The 15,653-nt window shown below is 56.7% G+C and carries 13 protein-coding genes; 10 read left to right on the top strand and 3 right to left on the bottom strand.

The window, feature by feature from the left end:
* Positions 1-14 precede the first annotated feature (14 nt).
* On the top strand, positions 15-3,161 hold the full coding sequence (locus AUP42_RS16470) for an efflux RND transporter permease subunit (protein ID WP_062952676.1): 3,147 nt from the start codon (positions 15-17) through the stop codon (positions 3,159-3,161).
* Positions 3,162-3,434: 273 nt separating this feature from the next.
* Here the strand turns inward: AUP42_RS16470 and argE are convergent, their stop codons facing one another.
* Together argE and AUP42_RS16460 are read right to left on the bottom strand one after the other, a co-directional pair.
* Entirely contained in the window at positions 3,435-4,622 is a 1,188-nt protein-coding gene (gene argE / locus AUP42_RS16465; RefSeq protein WP_062952675.1) for an acetylornithine deacetylase, read from the bottom strand.
* Entirely contained in the window at positions 4,619-5,386 is a 768-nt protein-coding gene (locus AUP42_RS16460; protein WP_062952983.1) for an NAD kinase, read from the bottom strand. Before AUP42_RS16460 ends, argE begins: the two co-directional genes overlap by 4 nt.
* Before the next feature lie 304 nt (positions 5,387-5,690).
* Here AUP42_RS16460 and AUP42_RS16455 point away from each other — a divergent pair, with 304 nt between their 5' ends.
* From AUP42_RS16455 to AUP42_RS16435, 5 genes are all read left to right on the top strand, one after another.
* Positions 5,691-6,413 carry a TetR/AcrR family transcriptional regulator gene (locus tag AUP42_RS16455; protein WP_231858320.1) on the top strand — a complete coding sequence of 241 codons (723 nt, stop codon included), beginning with the start codon at positions 5,691-5,693 and terminating at the stop codon, positions 6,411-6,413.
* A gap of 145 nt (positions 6,414-6,558) precedes the next feature.
* The gene (locus AUP42_RS16450; protein WP_062952673.1) at positions 6,559-7,482 is read left to right on the top strand and encodes a sulfurtransferase; all 924 of its coding nucleotides are present in this window, start codon (positions 6,559-6,561) and stop codon (positions 7,480-7,482) included.
* A 107-nt stretch (positions 7,483-7,589) separates the two neighbouring features.
* Positions 7,590-8,798 (top strand): YeeE/YedE family protein, encoded by a 1,209-nt coding sequence (locus AUP42_RS16445; protein ID WP_062952672.1) that lies wholly within the window; start codon positions 7,590-7,592, stop codon positions 8,796-8,798.
* Positions 8,799-9,607: 809 nt separating this feature from the next.
* Positions 9,608-11,437 carry a DEAD/DEAH box helicase gene (locus AUP42_RS16440; protein WP_062952671.1) on the top strand — a complete coding sequence of 610 codons (1,830 nt, stop codon included), beginning with the start codon at positions 9,608-9,610 and terminating at the stop codon, positions 11,435-11,437.
* Between the two features lie 78 nt (positions 11,438-11,515).
* Positions 11,516-11,725, top strand: coding sequence for a cold-shock protein (locus tag AUP42_RS16435; protein ID WP_007090722.1), 210 nt, complete (start codon positions 11,516-11,518; stop codon positions 11,723-11,725).
* A 101-nt stretch (positions 11,726-11,826) separates the two neighbouring features.
* Here AUP42_RS16435 and AUP42_RS16430 read toward each other — a convergent pair whose 3' ends face one another.
* A complete protein-coding gene (locus AUP42_RS16430) occupies positions 11,827-12,504 on the bottom strand; it encodes a FadR/GntR family transcriptional regulator (protein ID WP_062952670.1) in 678 nt (225 codons plus the stop codon).
* Positions 12,505-12,708: 204 nt separating this feature from the next.
* On the opposite strand from AUP42_RS16430, the gene AUP42_RS16425 reads away from it, so the two are divergent.
* From AUP42_RS16425 to AUP42_RS16410, 4 genes are read left to right on the top strand one after another with little or no spacing between them, the layout of a single operon-like run.
* Positions 12,709-13,491, top strand: a complete 783-nt coding sequence (locus tag AUP42_RS16425; RefSeq protein WP_062952669.1) for a transporter substrate-binding domain-containing protein — start codon at positions 12,709-12,711, stop codon at positions 13,489-13,491.
* 52 nt (positions 13,492-13,543) lie between these two features.
* Positions 13,544-14,215, top strand: coding sequence for an amino acid ABC transporter permease (locus AUP42_RS16420; RefSeq protein ID WP_062952668.1), 672 nt, complete (start codon positions 13,544-13,546; stop codon positions 14,213-14,215).
* Positions 14,208-14,861: an amino acid ABC transporter permease gene (locus AUP42_RS16415; RefSeq protein ID WP_062952667.1), complete on the top strand. Its 654-nt coding sequence runs from the start codon at positions 14,208-14,210 to the stop codon at positions 14,859-14,861. Before AUP42_RS16420 ends, AUP42_RS16415 begins: the two co-directional genes overlap by 8 nt.
* The gene (locus tag AUP42_RS16410) at positions 14,848-15,576 is read left to right on the top strand and encodes an amino acid ABC transporter ATP-binding protein (RefSeq protein ID WP_062952666.1); all 729 of its coding nucleotides are present in this window, start codon (positions 14,848-14,850) and stop codon (positions 15,574-15,576) included. The genes AUP42_RS16415 and AUP42_RS16410 overlap by 14 nt, the downstream gene beginning before the upstream one ends.
* Positions 15,577-15,653: the final 77 nt, after the last annotated feature.

Raw genomic sequence — 15,653 nt, 5'->3', positions numbered from 1 at the left:
AAGGACGATTTCTAATGGCAAAGTTTTTTATTGATCGCCCCGTCTTCGCCTGGGTTGTGGCCCTGGTGATCATGCTGGCGGGGGGGCTGTCCATTCTGCAGCTGCCGATCGAACAATATCCGTCGATTGCACCGCCATCGGTGCAGATCGAGGCGACCTATCCGGGGGCTTCGGCGGAAACCGTGGAAAACACGGTGACGCAGGTCATCGAGCAGGAAATGAACGGGCTGGATTACCTGCGCTACATGTCGTCGAACAGTAGTGCGACGGGTAGTGCATCCATCACGCTGACCTTCGAACCCGAAGCTGATCCCGATATCGCGCAGGTCCAGGTGCAGAACAAGTTGCAGGCCGCCATGTCGCGCCTGCCAAGCGAAGTTCAGCAGCAGGGCATCACGGTTTCGAAATCGAGCGGTTCGTTCCTGATGGTTCTGGGCTTTGTGTCGGCTGATGGTTCGATGAATGCCGAAGACCTTTCGGATTTCGTGGTTTCGACCATCGAAGACCCGATTGCGCGTGTGAATGGTGTCGGTTCGGTTCAGGTGTTCGGTGCCCAGCACGCGATGCGTATCTGGCTCGACCCGAACAAGCTGATTTCCTATAACCTGACGGTTTCCGATGTCAGTGCCGCGATTGAAGCCCAGAATACCGAAGTCACCGCCGGTCAGATCGGTGGTGCGCCTTCGGTGCCGGGGCAGCAGATCAATGCGACGATTACCGCCCAAAGCAAGCTGCAGACGGTTGACGAGTTTGCCAATATTCTGCTGCGCGTGAACACGGACGGATCGCAAATCCGTCTGGGCGATATCGCCCGTATCGAGATCGGCGGCGAAAGCTATGACGTGATTGCGCGTTATAATGCGCAGGCCGCAACCGGTATCGGTATCAACCTTGCGACCGGGGCCAATGCGCTTGATACCGCCGAGGCGGTCAAGGCGCGCGTCGAGGAACTCAAGCCCTTCTTCCCGCAGGGGATGGAAGTGGTTTATCCCTATGACACGACCCCATTCGTCAAGGTTTCGATCGAGGAAGTGGTTCACACCCTTTTTGAAGCCATCGTGCTTGTTTTCGTGGTGATGTTCGTGTTCCTGCAAAACTGGCGCGCGACCCTGATCCCGACGATTGCGGTGCCGGTGGTTTTGCTGGGTACCTTCGGGGTGCTGGCGGCGTTCGGTTATTCTATCAACACGCTGACCATGTTTGGCATGGTGCTGGCCATCGGCCTTCTGGTTGATGACGCCATCGTGGTGGTCGAAAACGTTGAACGTGTGATGCATGAAGACGGTTTGCCGCCGCGTGAAGCGACGCGCAAATCCATGAGCCAGATTACCGGCGCACTTGTTGGTATTGCGCTGGTTCTGTCGGCGGTGTTCGTGCCGATGGCCTTCTTTGCCGGGTCGACCGGGGCGATTTATCGCCAGTTCTCGATCACGATCGTTTCGGCGATGGTGCTTTCGGTGATTGTGGCGATTGTCCTGACACCGGCACTTTGTGCGACCATGCTTAAACCGTCCAAGGGTGATCCGCATGCCAAGAAAGGTTTCTTTGGCTGGTTCAACCGCGGGTTCGACAAGACCAACAACTTCTATCAGGGCAGTGTCGGCCATGTTGTGAACCGCAAATGGCGCTATCTGTTCGTGTATGGCATTCTTGTCGGCTGTCTGGCCTTCCTGTTTGTGCGTCTGCCGGGCTCGTTCCTGCCGGACGAGGATCAGGGGATCATGTTCTCGATGGTTCAGCTGCCAGCCGGTGCCTCGCAGGAGCGGACGGTCGAGGTTCTCAAGAAGCTTGAGAAGCACTTCATGGAAGACGAGAAGGAAGTGGTGAACGGTATCTTTACCGTGGCTGGCTTCTCGTTTGCCGGTAGTGGCCAGAATGCGGGTATTGCCTTCGTCAACCTGAAAGACTGGTCGGAACGTAACGAACCGGGCCAGTCGGTTGCGGCGGTGATCGGGCGGGCCTATGGTGCCTTTGCCCAGATCCGCGAGGCCATGGTCTTTGCATTTGCCCCGCCGGCGATTATCGAGCTCGGTACGGCGAACGGTTTTGACATGCAGTTGGTTGATCGTGGCGGCTCGGGGCATGATGCCCTGATGGCGGCACGCAACCAGTTGCTTGGCATGGCGGCACAGGACCCGCGCCTTGTGGGTGTTCGCCCGAACGGCCTGAATGACATGCCGCAGTTCGACATCAATATTGATCAGGAAAAGGCAAGCGCGCTGGGTGTTGATATTGCCGATATCAACCGCACGCTTGCAACCGCCTGGGGGTCGAGCTATGTCAACGACTTCATCGAAAAAGGCCGTGTGAAGCGCGTCTATATGCAGGCAGATGCGAAATACCGCATGATGCCCGAAGACCTTGATCACTGGTATGTCCGCAACAGCCATGACGAGATGGTACCGATTTCCGCCTTCTCGACCACGCAATGGACATATGGGTCACCACGTCTGGAACGCTTTAACGGTCTTTCGTCTGTCAATATCCAGGGGCAGGCGGCACCGGGCGTTGCATCGGGTGATGCGATGAAGGCAATGGAAGAAATCGTTGCCAAGCTTCCGGGCGGCATCGGCCTTGAATGGCAGGGGCTTTCCTATGAAGAACGCGAGGCAGGCGAACAGGGCCCGGCCCTTTATGCCCTGTCGATGATCGTGGTCTTCCTGTGCCTTGCGGCGCTGTATGAAAGCTGGGCCATTCCGGTTTCGGTGATGATGGTCGTGCCACTGGGCGTTTTGGGTGCCGTGATTGCAGCTTTGCTGCGCGGGCTTCCCGATGACGTTTACTTCCAGGTCGCGATCCTGACCACCATCGGGCTTTCGGCCAAGAACGCCATTCTGATCGTCGAGTTCGCACGCGAACTTTATGATCAGGGGATGGGGCTGCTTGAAGCCACGATCGAGGCCGCGCGTCAGCGTCTGCGTCCGATCATCATGACTTCGATGGCCTTTACGCTTGGTGTTCTGCCGCTTGCGATCAGTACCGGTGCCGGTGCGGGGGCGCGTGTTGCGGTGGGTACCGGGGTTATGGGCGGCATGATTGCGGCAACGATCCTTGCGATCTTCTTCGTGCCGCTGTTCTTCGTGCTGATTGTTGGTGCCTTTGCCAAGAACCGTTCGAAACGAGGTGACGTCAAGGCGGCCCACGAACATCCGGCCGAATAAATCAAAAAGCAAAGCCGGTCTGATTTAACAGACCGGCTTTGTCGGCGCGCTCGCGACGGTTGCAGACTTGTCTGCGCAGTCCCCCGACCCCGCCGTTGCGCGTGCGTAAGAAGGGCTGGTGCATTGCACCGGCCCTTTGTTTTGTCTGCTGACGGCGTTGGCGTCAAGTCGCTTGCGCGCGGTATGGATTATTCTTTGGTCAAGTGCTTGAAAATTTGCCAATAAAAAAGCCCCCGAGGTGGGGGCTTTTGCATCTGTTTGGCGGATGATTTGTTATTTCCGCACCAGCACCGCCAAAAGCTTATCCAGAAACTTTTCGCAGCGCGCGAGCTGGTCGAGTTCGATGAACTCGTCGGGTTTGTGGGCCTGTTCGATGCTGCCGGGACCGCAGACGACGGTGGGGATGTCGCCCATTGCTGAGAAAACGCCGGCTTCGGTGCCAAAGCTGACCTTGCCGGTGGTGTTGGCACCTGTCAGTTCCATGACCAGTCTGGTGACTTCCTCGTCATCGCCGGTGGCGAGGCCAGGCATGTCGGACACGACTTCGATTTCAACCCCGACATCGTCATAGGTTTCGCGCATTTGCGGGATCAGGGTATTGTCGAGATAATCGAAAATCAGGTCCTTAAGCTCGTTACGGTCATGATTGGGCAGATTGCGGAATTCGAAATCGACATAGCAATTCTGCGGGATGATGTTGAGCTGTGTGCCGCCATGAATCACGCCGCTATGGAAGGTCGTATGGTTGGGAACAAACTCGTCATCATGCGGGCCTTCATTGCGGAATTTTTGGCCAAGGCGGCGCAGGAAGACGACAAATTCCGATGCAAATTCAACTGCATTGACCCCTTCGCCCGGAAGGGACGAATGACCCGACCGGCCGGTGAAATGCGCGCGGGCGGAATATTTGCCTTTATGCTGGGTGATGACCTGCATGTTGGTCGGCTCGCCCACAATGCACATGGCGGGTTTGTGGGGCAGGGCATTGATCGCTTCGACCAGGCTGGGCACACCAAGGCAGCCGACTTCCTCGTCATAGGTGAAAGCCAGATGGATCGGCACGCGCAAATCGGCATTTTTGAAGGTTTCCGCCTTGGCCAGCAGACAGGCCAGAAAGCCCTTCATGTCACATGCGCCGCGGCCATAAAGCCTGTCGCCGCGGATATCGGTGGTGAAGGGATCGGATGTCCAGTTCTGGCCTTCGACCGGAACCACGTCGCTATGGCCTGACAGGATCACGCCGCCATCAACCGCGGGGCCGATGGTGGCGTAAAGGTTCGCCTTGCTTTTGGTTTCGTCAAATACGACCGCGCACAGATAGCCGAGGTCCTCAAGATAGCCTTGCGCCTGTTCGATCAGGGCAAGGTTCGGGGTCAGGCTGACACTTGGATGGCTGATCAGTTTGGCGAGCCAGTCAAGGGTTGCCGCAGACGGCATGGCGGTGGTGTTGGCGGCACTCATTCGACGAACTGTTCCTTAAGAATGCGTTCTTCCAGATTGTGTTCGGGATCGAACAGCAATTTGATTTTCATGTTGCTGTCTTCGCGGATGATCACGCGCGAGACATCGCGAACCTCGGTATAGTCGGCCACGGCGGAAACCGGACGTTTTTGCGGGTCCTGTACATCAAAAACAACTTCGGCCCCGTGCGGCAGAAGTGCCCCGCGCCAGCGACGCGGGCGGAACGGACTGATCGGGGTCAGGGCCATAAGGCCGCTTCCCATCGGCAGGATCGGACCGTGTGCGGACAGGTTATAGGCCGTACTTCCAGCTGGTGTGCAGACCAGTGCGCCGTCGCAGACCAGTTCGGCCAGCCGTTCAACCCCGTCGATCTTGATGCGAAGTTTGGCAGCCTGTCGCGTTTCGCGCAGAAGCGATACTTCGTTGATCGCAAGCGCACACATGCTTTCGCCCTGCATGGTGTGGGCTTCCATCTGCAGCGGGTGCAGTTCGACGGTCTGGGCCTCGGCAATGCGTTCGGGCAGGTCCATTTCACGGAATTCATTCATCAGAAATCCGACCGTGCCCCGGTTCATGCCATAGATCGGCACCTTGCGGCCCATATAACGATGCAGGGTTTCAAGCATGAAACCATCGCCGCCAAGCGCTACAATGACATCGGCGGTGTCCGGCGAAACATGGCCGTAGCGATGTTTCAGGCGATACATCGCGTCCTGGGCAATTTTGGTGTCGGCAGCGACAAAGGCGATGGAATGAATATGCATCTGCTTTCCGATCGAATGCGATCCTGTCATCGCATGCCACCATAATCGTGTCAGGGTGGCGTTTGGCCTGGTCTTGATACGCGTTTCCATGCCGTTTCCGGCCGGATATGGGAACCGTATTAAGGCCCCGCAATCCCGTAATAGAGACTGGTTTGCTTGGAATTGCAAGGGGCTGGATCATCTGGCGCGCGGGCATCCTGTGTGCAGGGTCACGTTGGGTGCAATGTGCTCTCGTATTGACGTTGGGGCAAAAACAGGGGAACCTTGGGCAGCCTTATCAAACATGGCACAAGATATAAAAATCATGAGCAAACCGCCCTTTAGCATTACGTCCGCACTGGCCCGGATTTCCCATCCGGATGACCCGGTCGATGAAGGTGCGATTGAAAATGCCATTGCCGAACATGGCCAAAACGCGCTGACAACGCGTCAGCCCCGCAATCCGCAGGCAACCCGCAAGCTGATCCTTGATGCCGCATTCTATGAAATCCGCATGGCAGGGTTTGCCGGGGCATCGATCAACCGGATTCTGGACCGTACCGGCACGACCAAGGGCGCGCTTTATCATCACTTTCCCGGCAAGGCAAAGCTCGCCTATGCCGTGATCGAGGAATGCCTGCCGCAATATATTGATGATGTCTGGCTAAAACCGCTGGATGGCGAGGAAGACATTCTGCCGGTCATGATGGGGCAGGTCGATAGCCTTGGTACCAAGGATGCCCCGAAACTGCTTGAAGGTGGCTGTCCGCTGGCGCGGCTGGCGTCGGGGGCGGCGGAACTTGATGAAAATCTGCGCAAGCGGATTGATGGGGTTTACCGGTATTGGCGGCGGGGGCTGGCGCTTCATCTGGGCCATGGGCAGTTCAATAAAACCATCCGCACCGACATCGAACCGTCCTCGGTGGCGGAATTCATCATCGCCACCTTGCATGGCTTTCTGACCCGCCCGCCTGCATTGCGCAACAGCGAAACCCACGATGCATTTGCGCGCGAATATGCGCGGTATCTGAACGGGCTGAGACCTTAGCGTTTAAAGGCAAAAGGGCTGCTCAATTAACGGTGTTTCAATATATAACAAAAAATAACTGTTATATTAGATTAATTGACATTGTATACGTGGTGATTATATAAGTTTCACAGATTTCTAATTCACCAAATCGGAGACAGGCCCCATGCGTTCTCTTATTCTTTCTGCCGTTGCGGCAGTGGCGATTGTCTTTGGCGGCGCGGCAGCACAGGCCGAGCGCCTGACGGAAAAGCCGCTGGTCGATGCCGCATGGCTTTCCGATAATCTGGAAAACCCGTCATTGGTGGTTGTCGATATCCGCTCGTTGACCAAAGAAGGCAGCCCCTATGATGCCGGGCATATCCCGGGTGCGGTTTTCGCGCCTTATGGCAAGTTCGGCTGGCGCGCCAAGGTTGGCGATGTTGTCGGCCAGTTGCCGCCGGTTGATGTGATATCGGCCCGGATCGGGAGCCTTGGCATTGATAATGACAAACAGGTTGTTGTCGTCCCGGCCGGTCAGAACAGCTCGGATTTCGGTTCGGCCACGCGTGTCTACTGGACCTTCAAGGTGCTGGGTCATGATGCCGTGACCATCCTTGATGGCGGGCAGCGTGCATGGGAAGCCGCGGGCAAGCCGGTCTCAAACGAGGCGGTAGCACCGCAGACTGTGGCCTTCAATGCCAATTTCCGCCCGGAGCTTCTGGCGACGGCCGATGATGTTGCCAAGGCGCGTGAAAATGGTGTTGCGCTGGTCGATGCACGCCCGGTTTCGCAATATAAGGGCGAAAGCAAGAGCGGTGTTGTCGCCCGTGCCGGTGCTATTCCGGGGGCGGTCAATATTTCGCAGTCCGAGTTTTATAATGATCAGCAGGGTGCGTTTGTCGCATCCGATGTGATCGAAGGGCTGGTGGAAAATGCCGGTGTTGCCAAGGACGGCGCAGAAATCACCTATTGCAATACCGGCCATTGGGCATCGGTTGCGTGGTTTGGCCTTTCGGAAGTGATGGGCAACAAAAACACCCGCATGTATGACGGCTCAATGACCGAATGGGCGGCTGATCCGTCGCGCGAAGTGGTCATTCCGGAATAATTCGGAAATACGGCATAGCGCCCCTATAATACATCATGTTTTGACGGAACCGGGGCCTCCCGGTTCCGTTCGTTTTCAGGTTTTCTGTCAGATAGAGCGTCACCACCATGTCTGAAACGACCCTTAATGTCCGTGCTTCGGGCTTTAGTTTTGACAAAGGGCCCGCAGCCGTCACGGCCATCCTGTTTGTGATTGTCGCGGTGCTGATTGCGCAGGCCGTCGATATCCATCAGGCCGTGCTTTATGGCCTTGGCGGGTTGCTGGGCATTGCCCTTTATCATGCGTCATTCGGTTTTACCGGCGGCTGGCGGCGGTTTTCGGTTGAAAAGCGCGGCCGTGCGATGCGGGCCCAGCTTTTGATGATCGGCGTTGCGGCGGCGGCATTTATTCCGTTGCTTGCCATTGGCGCACCTCTTGGCACCCCGATTGTGGGGGCAGTGGCGCCGGTTGGTGTTTCGGTGCTGGTCGGTGCATTCATGTTTGGCCTTGGCATGCAGCTTGGCGGTGGATGCGGATCGGGCACGCTGTTTACGGTTGGCGGTGGCAGCGCGCGCATGTTGCTGACGCTTGCATTCTTTATCATCGGGGCGGTGATTGGTACGGCGCATTTGCCAATGTGGCTTGAACTGCCATCCCTTCCGGCCATGAGCCTTGGTACCGAGTTCGGTGTCTGGGGCGGTTTGGGCGTGACCTTTGCCGGTCTGGCATTGATTGCGCTGATCACGGTCTGGGTTGAAAAGCGTGCCCATGGTTCGATTGAAACCGCACCGACCGCACCGCGTGCGGGCTTTGCCCGGTTGCTGCATGGTCCATGGCCGATGGTCGGGACCGGTGTGCTTCTGGCGGGGCTTAACGTCGCAACGCTTTTGAGCGCGGGGCATCCGTGGTCTATCACGTTCGGGTTTGGTCTTTGGGGTGCGAAGATCGCCCAAGGCATTGGCATTCCCGTCGAAACCTGGGAATTCTGGAACTGGGCCGGTCCGGCCAAGGCGCTTTCAAACTCGGTACTGGCGGATAATACGTCGGTGATGAATTTCGGGATCGTGATCGGGGCGGCATTGGCGGCAAGCCTTGCGGGCAAATTCGCGCCCAAGGTCAAGGTACCGTTTGCATCTCTTCTGGCGGCAGCGATTGGTGGAATATTGATGGGCTATGGGGCGCGTCTGGCATTTGGCTGCAATATCGGTGCGTTCTTTAGCGGCATTGCATCGGGCAGCGTGCATGGCTGGCTCTGGTTTGTTGCCGCCTTTGCCGGTAGCTGGATCGGGATTGCGCTTCGCCCGGTATTTGGCATGGACGGATTTAAAAAGTCATGAGCGAAAAAAATACAATCCTGTTTGGCGCGGTTTTCCTCGCGGCCAGCGGCGCGGTAGCGTTTGATCATTTCAATCACACCAATGCTCCCGCCAATCCACCCGCAATCAGCAACCCGGCAAATAAACCGGCGGTGGGAGGCTATCCATGTGCGGGGAACCCTTGCGGATCGAACCCTTGCGCTGCCAATCCTTGCGCCGGATATAACCCTTGCGCAGCAGCGCCGTGCGGTGCCAACCCCTGTGCTGCAAGTCCCTGTTCGGCCAATCCGTGTGCTGCCAGCCCGTGCGGTGCCTACAATCCATGCGGGGCAGCGAACCCGTGCGCGGCTTCGCCCTGTGGCGCCGGATACGCCCCCGCACCTTGTGCGCCGGTAAATCCTCGCAGCGACTATATGAACCCGTGTGCTGCAACCAACCCGTGTGCAGCGGCAAATCCTTGCGGGGCATATAACCCCTGTGGGGCAGGGAGCCCTTGTGCGGCCAATTAAGTCCGCAGCGATTAAAAATAAAAACAAGCCCGGCGCGCTTAATTGCCGGGCTTGTTTGCCTTTTACGCATGGATCATTTGAAACAACCCATTTGACAAGTGATGAAAACTCTGCGCATGGTGCCCTTGTTATCTGATCGCTCCAGAAGCGTAGAGGGGACTTTATTGGCCTCGCCTGTTGAGTGATCTACCGGAAAACCGCATTGAAGGGCCCTACTACGCGGGCTTTTCCGAAAGAATATGCAAGGCGCAGAGCTGACGTAATACATTCAAGGGCCGATTCCCTTCCCTTTGCTGCCGCAATACCAAGAGATACTTTTATTTGACCCAATTTTCGGATCTCGGCCTGGCCGAGCCCGTCCTTCGCGCTCTCAAGCATGAAGGGTATGATGTGCCCACGCCGATCCAGGCACAGGCCATCCCATCTCTCCTCGAAGGTAAAGACCTTCTGGGGATAGCACAGACCGGCACTGGCAAGACTGCTGCTTTTGCACTGCCGATTCTGGACCGTCTTTCCAAAAACGAAACCCGCACTCCGGCGAAATCGTGCCGTGTGCTTGTGCTTGCGCCGACGCGCGAACTGGCTGCCCAGATTGGCGACAGCTTCCGTGCCTATGGCCGCTTCATGAACACCACGGTTGCCGTTGTTGTTGGCGGTGTCGCACATGGCCCGCAGATCAAGGCGATTACGCCGGGTGTCGACGTTCTTGTCGCAACGCCGGGCCGTTTGCTTGATCACATTGATGCAGGCAAGCTCAAGCTGAACAATGTCGATGTCGTCGTGCTCGACGAAGCCGATCACATGCTTGATCTTGGCTTCCTGCCGCCGATCAAGCGCATCATCAAGATGTTGCCGCGTGATCGTCAGAACCTGTTCTTCTCGGCCACCATGCCGACCCAGATCGGTCAGCTTGCCGGTGATATGCTTTCCGATCCGGTCAAGGTTTCGGTGACCCCGGTTGCCACGACCCAGGAACGTGTCGAGCAGTCGGTCTATATGATCGAGAAAAACCGCAAGCGTCAGCTTCTGGCGGAATTGCTTGATAACCCGCTTTTCAAACGTACCCTCGTTTTCACCCGCACCAAGCGCGGGGCGGATCGTGTGGCGCGTCATCTTGAAAGCTGCAAAATCAGTGCTGCCGCGATTCATGGCAATAAAAGCCAGAATCAGCGTGAGCGTGCACTGAATGCGTTTAAAGATGGTCAGATCGGCGTTCTGGTCGCAACCGACATTGCCGCACGCGGCATTGATGTCGATGGTGTGACCCATGTTGTGAATTTCGAACTTCCGAACGTCCCGGAAAGCTATGTGCACCGTATCGGTCGTACCGCCCGCGGTGGTGCTAGCGGTTCGGCGATTGCCTTCTGTGATGAGGAAGAACGCGGTCTTTTGCGTGATATCGAAAAAACCACCCGTCAGTCGATCCCGGTCATTGATCGTCGCGATGCCAAGGCAGCCGCCGAGCAGGACGCGATTTCGAAAGCCGAACGTGATGCCAATCCGGACCGTCGCGCCAGCAATGGCAACGGTAGCGGACGTGGTCGCAATGGTGGTGGTCGTCCGGGTGCTGGTGGTCGTAATGGTCAGGGGCGCAATGAGGCTCGTGGTCGTAATGATCGCAATGACCGGAACAATGATCGTCGTCGCACCGAGGAAACCACGCGTGATGCAGCCAATGGTTCGGAAAATTCCGGCCGGTACAAGGGCGGTATCAAAGGTGGTGCGGATCGCAACGAACGCAATGATCGCAATAACGAGCGTACTGATCGTGCAGCGGCCCGTCCGCAGGGGCGTGATGGTGCGCGCCGTGACGGTCGTGATAGCCGCGATGCCCGTGATACCCGTAACGCCAATGGCGATAACCGGGTTCGTACGCCCAAGAAGGTGACTTCCAACGGCGCGGGCGGCGGTGACAACCGTATTGCATCGAACCTTTCATTCCTTGGCAGCTCGGACGAGCGCCGCACGACCGGCAACGGTGCGAGTGCAAATGGTAAACCGGGCAATTCCGGCAAGCCGGCAGCCCGCAACGCACGCCCCGGCCGTGCGCGCCCCGGCAAGCCAGTCGGTGGTCGCCCGGGCGCACGCCCGAATGGCGAACGCCGTTCTGAAAACAATTCCGGAAACCGCAGCAGGCGCGAAACCGCCTGAGGCAGCTTTCCAAACTGATTGGTGCATCCACGCGGGATGCACCGTAACGCCAATCGACACTCTAAAGGAGATTTAAAGATGGCAACTGGTACCGTTAAATGGTTCAACGCAACCAAAGGCTTTGGTTTCATTCAGCCGGACGAAGGCGGAAATGACGTATTCCTGCACATCAGCGCCGTTGAACGCGCTGGCATGAACCACCCGCAGGAAGGCGACAAGATCAACTACGAACTGCGCACCGACTCCCGTTCGGGTCGCGTTTCGGCTGACGATCTGACCGCTGCCTAATTCGGTTTGCCTTCGTTTGCGAAGGCGCTGATTTGCGAAACCCCCATCCGGGCAACCGGGTGGGGGTTTTGTTTTATCTGTACGTTTTATGTGGCCATACCCTAGGGGCGCAGGAAGGCGATATTGGCCCGGGTCGCGGCGCTAAGGACATGAAAATGCATGGCATCGCGTGCGCCCGATGGATTGCGGTCGCGTACATAGCGCAGGATCTGTTCATGTTCGCGCAACGGTGCCTTGATTGCGGCGGCATTGGCAAAGGGCAGCATCTGGTTTTCATGAATGGTTTGCGCCGTCGGGAAGATCGCGGCGGCAAATAGCGGATTACCCGATGCGGACAACAGGATTTCATGAAATTCGGTGTCGGCATTGGCCGCGGTGATCAGGTCGTCGGCCTCGAATGCGGTTTGCATGTCATCGATGCTGCGTTGAAGGGCGATCAGGTGATCGCGCGTGCGGGCCTGTGCGGCAAGACCCGCAACATAGGGTTCGATCGCAAGGCGGAATTGATAGACCTGTGCGGCCTGGCGTTTCTGATTGTCATCGCGCGGCAATCCGTCATGCGGGTCGGCGACATAGGCACCCTTGCCCGCCTGAATCCGGATCAGTCCCATGGCTTCGAGTGTTGCCAAGGCTTCGCGCAGGCTGGCGCGGCTGATGCCAAGGGTAGCGGCCAGTTCGCGCTGGGCCGGTAAAGAGTCGCCGGGGCCTAAGCCGTTGCTTTTAATCAGGTTGCGAATGGCGCGCGCGGCGCGTTCCGGGGCGGTTTCAATGCGTGACATACAGGTTCCATAACTGGTCTGACCAGTGTTGTCAAAATTTTTCCAACGCGAAAATCCAATATATTTAAGGTTTCTAGCTTTAATCAGCTTACCATTTTTCGCAAGTGCGAAATTTACCCATGGACAATAGCATAAATTTTATGCAGTTATTTTATACAGATTAAAAATAAGTCGAATAATCCACTTTCATACGGGTAGAGGCAAATGAACAAATTTCTGAAATCAACCATCGCCGCGATTGCCATGATTGCGGCCCCGCTGGCTGGTGCATCGGCAGGCGCGCTTGATACCATCAAGGAAGCCGGTGTTTTGAAGGTCGCCGTGCCGCAGGACTTTCCGCCGTTTGGCACCGTGGGGGCGGATATGCAGCCCAAGGGTTATGACATCGATATGGCGGCGCTCATTGCAGATGACCTTGGCGTGAAGCTTGAACTGGTGCCGGTCGCATCAAGCAACCGCATCCCGTATCTGACCACCGGCAAGGTCGATCTGGTGATTTCAAGTCTTGGCAAAAACCCGGACCGCGAAAAGGTGATTGATTTCACCGATCCGTATGCACCGTTCTATAACGGCGTTTTCGGCCCGGCTGATATCGCGGTCAAGGGTGCCGAAGACCTTGCAGGGCATTCGGTTGGCGTGACGCGTGGTGCGATCGAGGATCTGGAGCTGACCAAGATTGCCCCGGCGGATCTGGAAATCAAACGCTACGAAGACAATAACGGGACGATTTCGGCCTTCCTTTCAGGCCAGGTTGACCTGATTGCGACCGGCAATGTCACGGCGGCCGCAATCATCGAACGCAACCCGCCGCGCAAGCCGGAACCGAAATTCCTGATCAAGAACTCGCCTTGCTATGTGGGATTGAACAAGGAAGAGGACGCATTCAAAGCCAAGGTCAACGAGATCATTGCGGCATCGATTGCCGATGGCCGTCTGAACGCGATTGCCGAAAAGTGGCTTGGCATTCCGTTGCCGGAAAAGCTCTGATCCTGACTTGATTGCCTGATGGCTTCACCACTGACCGGATTGCTTGGTTTCAATGGCTTATGAATTCGATTTCGGTGCAATCGTTCCCCATTGGGAATTGCTGCTTGATGGGGTTGTGCTGACAACCGAACTGACCGTCATTGGGGCCATTGTTGGCGTCAGTCTGGGAACTTTGGGGGCGTGGGCGCGCGCATCGCGTGCCCCCGTCATCAGCCAGATCGTCGGCATATATGTGGAACTGATCCGCAATACGCCGTTTCTGGTGCAGTTGTTCTTTATCTTTTTCGGGCTTCCGGCGCTTGGCGTGAAGCTAAGTGAATTTCAGGCCGCCGTTCTGGCGATGATTGTCAATCTTGGGGCCTATTCGACCGAAATCATCCGGGCGGGTATCCTTGCGATCCCCAAGGGGCAGATCGAGGCCGCCCAAAGTCTTGCGATGAACCGGGTGCAGATTTTCCGCTATGTTATTATCCGTCCGGCGCTCAAGAAAATCTGGCCGGCTCTTTCAAGCCAGATCGTGATCGTCATGCTGGGCTCGTCAGTCTGTTCGCAGATCGCGGCCGAGGAACTGACCTTTGCGGCGAACTATATCCAGGCCGTCAATTTCCGTGCTTTTGAGGTCTATTTCGTGGCGACCGCACTTTATCTGGCGATGTCGGTTCTGCTGCGCTGGGTTTTGAAGATATTCGGCAACTTCCTGTTTGAACGGCGCAGTCATGTCTGAATTTACCCTTTGGGATATTGTTTATAACCTGCTGCTGGCCGCGCGCTGGACGGTGTTGCTGTCGCTTACCGCGTTTGTGCTGGGCGGGATTGTCGGGCTTTTGCTTTTGATGGTTCGAACCGCGGGCAATCCGTGGGTGATGCGATTGGTGCGCGGTTATGTCGAACTGTTTCAGGGTACGCCGCTTTTGATGCAGTTATTCATCGTGTTTTTCGGTCTGCCGCTGATCGGGATTGATGTATCGCCCTGGATCGCGGCGATGCTGGGGTTAACGCTGTTTACCAGTGCGTTTCTGACCGAAATCTGGCGGGGGTGCGTTGAATCCATCGGGCTTGGCCAATGGGAAGCATCGGCAAGCCTTGGCATGAATTTCCGCCAGCAGATGCGCTATATCATTCTGCCGCAGGCGCTTCGTATTGCGGTGCCGCCGACGGTCGGTTTTTCGGTGCAGGTGGTCAAGGGGACGGCGGTTGCCTCGATCATCGGATTTGTCGAACTGACCAAGGCCGGAACCATGATCACCAACGCGACCTATGCGCCGTTTACCGTCTATGGCTGTGTCGCGGTCATGTATTTCCTGATCTGTTTCCCGCTTTCGCTTTATGCCCGCCATCTGGAAGGAAAACTTCGTCATGTCGCTCGTTGAACTGCACGCTATCCACAAAAGCTTTGGCGAGCTGGAAGTCCTTAAGGGTATCGACCTTAAGATCGAGGAGGGGCAGGTGATTGCCCTGATCGGGAAAAGCGGATCTGGCAAAAGCACGCTTTTGCGCACCATTAATGGCCTTGAGACCATCAACGACGGGACGATCATGGTTGCGGGAAAGAAGGTTGGTGACCGCGATACGGATCTGCTGACCCTGCGGCTTAATGTCGGCATGGTGTTTCAGCAGTTCAATCTATTTCCGCACTACACCGCGCTTGAAAACGTCATGCTGTCGCCGCAGGTCGTGAAAAAGCAGTCAAAGGCCGAAGCCAAGGACGTGGCAGAGGAAATGCTGGCCAAGGTCGGACTTGCCGACAAGATGATGCATTACCCCGATCAGCTTTCAGGCGGGCAGCAACAGCGCGTGGCGATTGCGCGCGCACTTGCCATGAAGCCACGTGTATTGTTGTGTGACGAGGTGACATCGGCCCTTGATCCTGAACTGGTGAACGAGGTTCTGGCCGTCGTGCGCCAGCTTGCCGAGGAAGGCATGACATTGGTGATGGTGACCCATGAAATGCGGTTTGCGCGCGAAGTTTGCGACAAACTGGTCTTCATGCATCAGGGCCGTATTCATGAAAGCGGTGCGCCTGAGGCGGTTTTTGCCAATCCGAAAACCGCGGAACTTGCCAGTTTTGTCGGCGGGCTTGCCTAAGAGTGTCGTGCCCGGATTGTGACAATTTCACAGGTTTGCAATTAGGGGTATTTCCTGTTGATGGTTGATCATCTAAA

The organism is Thalassospira lucentensis, assembly GCF_001613805.1.
In the GTDB taxonomy this organism is placed as follows: domain Bacteria; phylum Pseudomonadota; class Alphaproteobacteria; order Rhodospirillales; family Thalassospiraceae; genus Thalassospira; species Thalassospira lucentensis_A.
The sequence above is the reverse complement of the archived record's forward strand: the minus strand, read 5'-3'. Positions and strand labels throughout refer to the sequence as shown.